Raw genomic sequence first — 10128 nt, forward strand, 5'->3', positions numbered from 1 at the left:
GAACCAAGCGCAAACGGCTGCGTCAGGCCTACGAGGAATGGCGCGAGGCGCTGGAGACGGACGATCCGCAGTTTGCCGAATTGCACGCTGCGTGGATCGATGAGGTGCTGGCGCGCGGGTTGGAACTCGACGAGGACGGCAAAGGCGACGTCTTGAAGCGCGCCGACTGGTGCGCGGCCAACCTGAGTGTCAGCCTGCCTGAGCATGGCGTGACGCTGGCCCCGGATCTCGCCGTGATCGACGAGCAACGGGCCAATAAACCGCTGATGCTCATCCACAGCTACGGCCAGGACGCAGACCTCGATGCCACCCTGAAGCTGGACGGATGGGCCGCCACCCCGGCCGACCGCATGGTCCAACTCTGCCGCGCCATTGGATGCCGCCTCGGGCTGGTGACCAATGGCGAGCGCTGGATGCTGGTCGACGCCCCAGTGGGCGCCGTTACCACCTTCGCGAGCTGGTACGCCCGTATCTGGAGCCAGGAACCCAGCACCCTGCAGGCCTTCGTGCATCTGCTGGGCATTCGGCGCTTCTTCGTCGATGAGGTCGAGCAACTGCCGGCATTGTTCGACCGCTCGCTGAAGTATCAGGACGAGGTCACCGACGCCCTCGGCGAGCAGGTGCGGCGCGCCGTCGAAGTGCTTATCCAGGCGCTCGACAAGGCCGACCAGGACCGCGACCGCGAGTTGTTGCGTGACGTGAAGGAGCCGGAACTCTACGAAGCCGCGCTGACGGTGATGATGCGGCTGGTCTTCCTGCTCTCCGCAGAGGAGCGTGGCTTGCTGCTGCTCGGCGACGAACGCTACGAGGCCAACTACGCGCTGTCGACGCTGCGCATGCAGTTGCGCACGGAATCCGAGGAGATCCTCGAACGCCGCTGGGATGCCTGGTCGCGTCTGCTGGCGATCTTCCGCGCCGTATTCGGCGGCATCGAACACGAGAACCTGCGCCTGCCCGCACTGGGCGGCTCGCTGTTCGATCCGGATCGCTTCCCCTTCCTAGAGGGCCGCGCCAAGGGATCGGATTGGCGTACCGACATCGCCAAACCACTGCCCATCGACAACCGCACCGTGCTGCTGATGCTCGAGGCCATCCAGCAGTTCCAGGGTCGAACGCTGTCCTACCGGGCGCTGGACGTCGAACAGATCGGCTACGTCTATGAAGGCCTGCTGGAGCGCACCGTCAAGCGCACCGCCGAGGTCACGCTGGAACTCGACGCCACCAAGAATGCCAAGGCCCCCTGGGTCACGCTGGCCGAGCTGGAGTCCGCCCGGCTGGACGGTGCCGAACGTCTGGCCGAACTGCTCCAGGAGCGCTCCGGCAGTTCCGCCAGCCGCGTGCGCAACGATCTGACCAGGCCCGTCGACGATGCGCTGGCCGACCGTCTGTTGGCTGCCTGCCATGGGGACACCAACCTCCGCAATCACATCAAGCCCTTTGTCCAGTTGGTGCGCACCGATCCCTGGGGCTATCCGCTGGTCTATCCGGCCGGGGCCTTCATCGTCACCACTGGTTCCGACCGGCGCGAGACCGGCACCCACTACACGCCGAAATCGCTCACCGAGGCCATCGTCACCGAGACCCTGACCCCGATCGCCTATGTGGGGCCAGCTGAAGGCACCCCGCGCGAGCTATGGCGGCTCAAACCCCCCGCCGAACTGCTCGACCTCAAGATCTGCGACCCGGCCATGGGCTCGGGCGCCTTCCTGGTGCAAGCCTGCCGCTGGCTGGCCGATCGCTTGGTCGAGGCATGGGCACAGGCCGAGGGTGGCGGCAAGACGGTGAGTGTGGATGGCGAGGTGCTGGATACGCTGGGCATCAAGGAGCCTCTTCCCCGCGACACCGAGGCCCGCACTGTGATTGCCCGACGCCTCATCGCCGAGCGCTGCCTCTACGGCGTAGACCTGAATCCCCTGGCGGTCGAACTCGCCAAGCTCTCGATCTGGCTGATGACACTGGCCAAGGGACGCCCCTTCGGCTTCCTCGACCACAACCTGCGCTGCGGTGACAGCCTGCTCGGCATCCATCGTCTGGATCAGCTCACCGAACTCACCATGACGCCGACTGGGAAAGGTCAGCAACGCCTGTTCGGGCAGAACATCGAACGGGCGGTTCACGAGGCGATCGAGCTGCGGCAGCGACTGCGCCAGATGCCGATTCGCGACATCCGTGACGTCGAGGCCATGGCGCGACTGGATGCCGATGCACGTCAGAAGCTCGAAGTGCCTGAGCGCATCGCCGATGCGTTCATCGGGGAGGTGCTCGCAGCGGGCGGCAGTGGCTCGGGTCTGGAGAACGCCTTGGCATCGCTGGCCGTCCAGGCCGGACAAGCCATCGACGGCGATCGAGCCGTACTCGTCTCGATGCATCGCAGGTCTGTCGCCGCACTTTCCATTGATCTGCCCGCCGACAAGCCAGCGCGCCGGCCTTTCCATTGGCCGTTGGAATTTCCGGAGGTGTTTGCACGAGAGCGTGGCGGCTTCGACGGCATGGTCGGCAATCCGCCGTTCAGCGGTGGACGCTGGATAGGCCGTCGTTTCGGCCTGGCATATCAGGAGTATTTGAAGCTGATCCGTAACGGTGTCGTGGGGTCGCCAGATCTCTGCGTCTATTTCTACCTACGGGCTTTCTCGTTGCTTGGAGCACAGGGTTGCTTCGGGCTATTGGCCACCAAATCGATCACGGAGACCGGCTCCCGTGTGGTTTGTCTGGACCAGATCATCGGAATGGGTGGAGCCGTTTATCGGGGATGCTCGCGCATGGCATGGCCAGGCAATGCGGCGGTGGTCGTTTCGATTGCGTGGGTCGCTCGCAATGGGTGGCGGGGCAGGAAGGTCCTGGACGACCGGACGGTTTCAGCCGTCAACGGCGCGCTGGAAGAAGATTTTCAGATCAAGCGTCCGGTGAAGCTGAAGGCACTGAAAGGAAAGTTCTCACAGGGCCAAGACATCATGGGGCGCGGCTTCGAGCTCACTGCCGAAGAGCGGGCGGAGATCCTGGCCGCCGATCCCGAGTGTGCCGAGGTTATCTTCCCACTGTTCAACGGGCAAGACCTCAACACCATGCCGAGGCTGGAGCCCTACCGATGGGTCATCTACTTCCGGGACTGGCCTGAAGAGAAAGCGCGGCAGTATGGCCCGGCATTCCAGCGCGTCGAAGAGCTGGTCAAGCCGTACCGGGATGGGCTGACGGGGCAGATTCATCAGGATTGCTATTGGAAGTTCTGGGATCTCCGCCCAGCTTTGATGCGCGAAGTGGCGGCGCATGAAACCTTGCTGGCCTCGGCTATCGTGACGAAATATGTCACTTTCAGGAAGGTTCCGACAAACAACATCTACAACACAAAAACAAAGCTTTACTTCTTGAGGCGCTGGTCGGATTTCGCCGTCTTGCAATCCAGCCATCATCAGGAATGGGCGTTCTGGACATGCGGCACACTGGGCGCATCGACATTGAACTATTCCACATCGTATGCGCTGGAAACATGGCCTATGCCAACTCTTTATGACAATGATGAGTTGGAAGGTCTCGGTGAGCGTTATCACGCACATCGTGAGGCGTTGATGGCAGCCGGGGCGATCGGCCTCACCCAAATCTACAACCGCTTCCATGATCGGGCTGACACCGATTCCCGAGTCGATACGATGCGCGAGTTGCACCGTGCAATTGACCTCGCCGTCGCCCGCGCCTACGGCTGGGGCGACCTCGACTTGGAACACGGATACCACGAGGTTCCGTATCTCCCCGAAAACGATCGCGTGCGATTCACCGTCAGTGAGCGCGCACGCCTTGAAGTCCTTCGCCGTTTGTCAGAGCTGAACCATCAAAGGTACGAGGAAGAGGTCGCGCAAGGATTGCACGGAAGAGCCGCCAGCCCTGGAGCGAGGAAACCTCGCACCGTAGGTGGTCAAAACACGCCCACGCAACAGCCCTCACTCGACTTCGACGCTGCTCCACCCAATGAAGGGGCACACCTTGAGGTCCCCGAGCCCCGTACCCGCAACCACGCCAGCCCCTCACATGCCATCGCTGAATACTTGAGGGCACATCCCGGCTGGCACGCCAAGTCCGACATCGTCGCCGCCATCGGCATCACCGACGGTCAATGGAATGCTTCGATCGCCGACCTGTTCGCGAATGGCAGAGTCGAGCGCCAGGGTGAGAAGCGCGGGACGCGTTATAGCTATGTGGGAGGTGAAGAATGACCGCCCTCTCAGCCGATCGCCCCAGCATCGACCCAAAGGATGATCTCTTTGGGCATGCCCCCTTCGCGAAAAGCCTGGCAGACAGCATTTGCCGTTATCCTGGCAGCGACGGCCTGGTGCTCGCGCTTTATGGGCCGTGGGGCTCCGGAAAATCCACGGTCTTGAGCTATGTCCAGCACTTCCTGGAGCAGCGCCCAGAGAACGAGCAGCCTGTCTTGGTCAAGTTCAACCCGTGGTGGTTTTCCGGGCAAGAAAACCTGGCACGCGCATTTCTCGGCCAGTTGCAGGCCGTGTTGCCAGCCAAGAGCGAGAAGTTCAAAAAACTAGGTGACCTGTTGGCCGATTTCGCCGAGGGCGTGGGTGGTTTGATCGACCTGACCGGAGTTTCGGGCGGTGCCGGTGGGCTCATCGGCAAGCTGCTGGGGCAAGCGAAGCGCAAGCCCAAGGATGTGCCAGCACTGAAGGATTCGATCACGGGCATCCTGCAAAAGGCCGGTAAACGCATCCTGGTGATCATCGACGACATCGATCGACTGACGCCGGAGGAGACCCGCCAGTTGTTCACCGTCATCAAGGCGCTGGCGGACTTTCCAAACGTCGTCTACTTGCTGGCCTTCGATCGCGACGTCGCCGCACAAGCAATTGAACAACAGAGCGGCTTACCCGGCGAGCGGTACCTGGAAAAGATCATTCAGGTGCCTTTCGAATTGCCGCCCGTCGATCGCGTGGCTCTGCGCGCGGCCCTTTTCAAGCGTCTCGACGAGATACTGGGCGACGTCCCAGAAGGGTCGTTCGATCAGTCGTACTGGACGAATGTCTATCACGACGGGATCGACGCGCTGATTCAGGTGCCTCGTGACGTGGTTCGATTCACGAACACCTTGGCCGTCACCTATCCGGCGGTCCGTGGTGAAGTGAATGCCGTGGATTTCATTGCGCTCGAGGCGCTTCGGGTGTTCTTGCCCGGCTTGTACGACGTGATTCGTACCAACCCGGACAGATTCGCGGGCCACAGCCGCGACTCTCGCTACGACGTCGATGAGCGAACCAAGGAAGCCTTTCACACTGGATGGGCACAAGCCCTACCAGTCGATTTGCAAGAGAGCTCCAAGGCGTTGATCGAACGAATCTTCCCGAAAACTGGACGCATGGGCTACGGCTCGGACTGGCTGGCTGAGTGGCGGAGAAACCTGCGGGCCTGCCACCCGGACGTATTCCCGATCTATTTCCGGCTCACCGTTCCTCCCGGTGCCATACGCCGCGGTGAGATGGTGGCGCTGCTGAGTCTGGCGGCGTCGCCAGCTGACTTTGGCAATGCACTCGTTCAAGCCAAGAAAGAGCGGCGGCCCGATGGCATGTCAAAGGCGCGGGCACTGCTCGAACGACTGATGGACCATGTCGAGAAGGACATTCCGGATGCGCATATCTCAACCGTCATCCAAGCGCTCTTCGACGTAGGCGATGCGTTGATCGATCCTGCCGACGAACGCGGCATGTTCGATTTTGGCAACGTCTCACGCGCTTCGCGCCCCGTCTATCACCTTCTGAAACGGCTGTCGGCCGATCGGCGCGCCGATGTGCTGGAGATTGCGATGCGGGCCGGTCGTGCCGTTGCAGTCCAGTCGTGGCTCTTGAAGGCATTGGACGAAGAGGTCGAGAAGGCACAGGAAGCCACGCTGCTGATGGCTGATGAAGTCATACGACTGAAGTCCGTATGGCTGGAACGAATACGGGTTCTTGCAGGCGAGTCCGGCTTCATGAGCCACCCGGAGTTGCCGAGGCTACTCGCCACTTGGAAACACTGGGGTGAGGGCACTGAAGTACGGGCATGGTGCGACCGAGTAACGACGTCCGACGAGGGGCTGCTAAATCTGCTCCCGAAGTTCCTGCAACACACGCGATCCCAGACGATGGGCGATTGGGCGGTTCGTCTTCAACCCCGCCTCAATCCGAGCTGGCTGGAGAGTTACATCGACACCGCCGTCACTGCGGCTCGACTTCAGCGCTTGCAGCGCGATGACACAGTGCTTGACGGCGCCCGAGAAGCCGTATCGCAGTATCTGACAGAGTTCGAGATGCTCCAGTCTGGCAAGAACCCAGACGGCATCGGCGCATTTGATGACTAGGCGGGAGCATATGACGGACATATACAAGATGACGGTCGACCTGAATGTGCTCGACCATCTGGGGATCAACCTCTACAGCAACATCGCGGCCGTCTTGACCGAGGCCGTCGCGAACGCCTGGGATGCCGACGCAGAGACCGTCGACATCAAGATCGATCCGGAGGGTAATTGGATCGAGATCGTCGATGACGGCATAGGCATGTCGGTCGATGACATGAACGGCAAATACCTGCGGGTCGGCTATCGACGACGCGACGAGGACGCCGAGCATGGCAAGACCACCGCCAAAGGGCGCCCCGTGATGGGGCGCAAAGGACTGGGCAAGCTCTCGCTTTTCTCGATCGCCAACGTCATCGAGGTGGAGTCGGCCAAGGATGGGTCGGCTCATGGCCTTCGTATGACCGTGGATGGAATCCACGAATCCGTACAGAAGCGCGAACCCTTCTACAGCCCCGAGTCCTTGCCCACCGATCGACTCACGGTGACCAAGGGTACCCGTATCGTGCTGCGCGACATCAAGCGGCAGCGTCTCGGCCGGGGAGCGTTGGCTCTTCGCAAGCGCCTGGCGCGCCGCTTTTCCGTGATCGGAGAGGCCCACGGTTTCAAGATCGACCTCGATGGGCAGCCCATCACGCCCTCCGACCGTGGTGACTTGCCGATGGTGCAGTTCCTCTGGCGATTCGGTGACGACGCCCTCGACCTGACCCCCGCCACGCAGCTACTGGAACAGGAATCCCTGTCGAACCGCTTCGATGGATGGGATGCCGGGTGGAGGGTCAGCGGCTGGATCGGCACGGCTAGGTTCCCCAAACAACTGGATAGTGAGGATGCCGGCAATCTGAATGGCATCGTCGTGTTCGCCCGTGGCCGCCTGTTTCACGAGAACATCCTCGACAAACTGAACGACGGGCGGCTCTACACGAAGTACCTCACCGGGCAGATCGAGGCCGATTTCCTAGACGCCGACGACGCACCAGACATCGCGACCAGCGATCGGCAGCGCGTGCAGGAGGATGACCCCCGATATGGGCAGCTGATCGCTTTCCTGAAATCACGTCTTACGCAAGTCGAGAAGCGCTGGACGGAATGGCGCAAGAAGCACGAGGTCGAGAAAGCGAAGGAAACATCGCCCGCCCTCGCCGAGTGGCTCGATACGCTCCCCGAGGGATACAAAAAGAGCGCGGAGACGCTGATCGCCAAACTCAGTGCGCTGCCGGTCGATGAGGAAGAGGATCGGAAGCTCATGTACCGGCACGGCATCCTGGCATTCGAGCGCATGAAGCTGCGCGGCTCGACCGAGGAGTTTGTGACGAGCATCGAGAGTGCCGACAGGCTGCTGGCCGTGCTCGCCGACAGAGACTCGCTTGAGGCATCCCTCTACCGGGACATCGTCAAATCGCGTCTGGATGCCATCCGGGATTTCCAGACCATCATCGATGAGGACGCAAAGGAACGGGTGCTCCAGAAGTACCTGTTCGATCACCTCTGGTTATTGGACCCGGCATGGGAGCGTGCCACGGGCAGCCCGATCATGGAATCGCGCCTGACGACGGAAGGCGTGCTGATCGAAGACATGACCGAGAAAGAGCGCCTGGGCCGCGTCGACATCGCCTATCGCACCAATGCGGGCAAGCACGTCATCGTCGAGCTCAAGAAGGTCGGCCGCAAGATGGGATTGCTCGAACTGGTGGAGCAAGGTCAGACCTACGTCGACAAGCTGAAAAAGATCCTGCGCGAGCAAAACGATGTCAGCCCCAATATCGAGGTGATCTTCGTCCTTGGCAAGACCGTCAACGAAGAGGCATCGAACCCCGACCGCCTCAAGTCATCGATGACATCGATCTCACCGGGCAGCCGCATCGTCCATTACGACACCTTGATTCGGGGCGCTCAAGAGGCGTATTCGGCATACATCGAGAAGAGCAAGTCACTCGACAAGCTCGAAAAGATCGTGGACAGGATTTGAGGTGACCAAGGTATGACGAAAACTTCCAACGCATGGATCGCCATCGATCATGGCCTCGGCACCGACCACAGGCTCGCGCCCTATATCTTGGTTCTGAAGGGTGAGCGTTCTCTCTATCAGGCCATCGAGGAGGACGACTGGGTTCTGGTCCTGAACCCCGTTGGTAGCATCACCCGTGTCGGGCGTGTGCTGCGGGTTCGTTCCGATCTCGAAACCACCACGCTCTATTTCGACCGACTGCTGTCGATCACAGACCCCGTCTCGATCGGCCTCACTGCACTCACGCCACCGTCTTCGAGCAGCATCGGTCGGGTCCAGTGGACCGATTTCGTCGAAGCCCTGCCCAAGGCATTGCACAAGACCATCGCCGAAGTGCCGACGGTCGGTTCCGATCCCAGATCTCCCCAGCATCAGCAGGAACTCGCCTACATCCGCGAACTGCTGCAACTGGCCGTGATGGACGACTTGCTCGGCCCGGCTGGCGGCCCTCATGAGCGCATCGTCGACATGGGTGTGCGGGATCGCTATCTGGTGGGCAAGCTCGCCCCGCGTGAGGCGGCACAGGGTGGCATCGAAGGGCTCGAAGGGCCACTGGCGAACGACGAGGTCGAAGAGCCCACCGACCCGAAGGCGCCCGGCCAGCATGAACCCGGTGCGGAGTTCGGCACGGCGACGGGGCGTGTCGAGCCCGAGTCTGACGCCGCCGATGAGATCGACGCTGCCAGCAATCAATCGTTGGTACCGAGCAGCCTGGGCATGACCTTCTGTGTGGATGGTGACGCCGAACGGATCGAAATCGAGGTGCGCTGGGGTCGCTACGAGCGCAGCGATGAGCACGAGATCTTCCGCATCCGCAAGAACAAGGAGACCGGCGCCGAGGAGCAGACCAAGGCCAAGGTCTGGCAACGCATCCCTTGTGGCGGCAAGCTGGTGCTGCCGCTCACCGAAGGCGTGATCCCTCATCAGGCGCCGGACAAGACCTATCCCGAAGTGCGGGTGCAGGGCTCCGTGCGCGCCAAGAACGCGAATGGCGATCGCTTGGTGACGCTGTTCCTGGTCAACGCACAGGAAGAACCCGAGACCAACCGCGATACCGCCTGGGTCTTCCAGCCGGAGCTGATCGTGCGTTCGGAAGCTGAAGCACCCAAGCGCGCAATCTTCCGCCGCCGGCCTGTGCTGGATGCGGACGGTATGGACCCGGAGCGTGAATCGCTGGAGATGATCTACCGCAACCGGGTGGAGTTCGCGGTGGGGCACGGCGTCGCCGTCCATGCCGAAGCGGCGGATGACGTGACGCTGGCCACCGAGGTGCGCATCACTGTCATGCCGCAGTACGAGGTGCAGGTCACCGAGACACCGGGGCTGGACCCCGCCGACCGGCCGGCGATGAAGGAAATGGTGAGCAGTGGCCTGCTCGACATGCAGCGCCTCGCCACACTGGACATCGATCCGCTGGTCGACGCCCTCAACCTGTTGACCAAGGATTACGCCGCGTGGATCGATGAGCAGCGTGCTCGGGTCGGCATCGACGTGCTTGGCTACGACGCGCAGTCGCAACAGGCAATGGATCGATGCCAGGAGATCCACACTCGCCTGCAGCAGGGTATCGATACGCTGAAGAGCGACGCGAATGCCCTGGCGGCCTTCCGTTTCGCCAACCGGGCAATGGCCACGCAGCGCGTGCGTAGCCAATACGCCCTCGAAATCCGGCGTGGCAAGGACGTCACCGTCGAGCAGTTCGACGTACTGAAGAACCGCAGCTGGCGCCCGTTCCAGTTGGCTTTCCTGCTGCTGTCGATCCCATCGCTGGCCGACCCGACGCACCCGGATC

At 61.8% G+C, this 10128-nt stretch carries 3 protein-coding genes and 1 pseudogene; all 4 read left to right on the plus strand.

Annotation, left to right across the window (positions count from 1 at the left end; all coding sequences use genetic code 11):
* Nucleotides 1-4205 (plus strand): Eco57I restriction-modification methylase domain-containing protein (locus tag AC2VLV_RS17120; protein ID WP_486991112.1); only part of this gene is annotated, 4205 nt, incomplete at its 5' end.
* Nucleotides 4202-6331 (plus strand): KAP family P-loop NTPase fold protein, encoded by a 2130-nt coding sequence (locus tag AC2VLV_RS17125; protein ID WP_486991113.1) that lies wholly within the window; start codon nt 4202-4204, stop codon nt 6329-6331. The genes AC2VLV_RS17120 and AC2VLV_RS17125, both read left to right, overlap by 4 nt.
* A 28-nt stretch (nt 6332-6359) precedes the next feature.
* Nucleotides 6360-8297 (plus strand): BbrUII/HgiDII family restriction enzyme, encoded by a 1938-nt coding sequence (locus AC2VLV_RS17130; protein ID WP_486991114.1) that lies wholly within the window; start codon nt 6360-6362, stop codon nt 8295-8297.
* A gap of 12 nt (nt 8298-8309) precedes the next feature.
* Nucleotides 8310-10128, plus strand: a pseudogene (locus tag AC2VLV_RS17135) (DISARM system helicase DrmA); the annotation flags it as partial.

It is taken from the genome of Thiomonas sp. TH-17 (genome assembly GCF_057473305.1).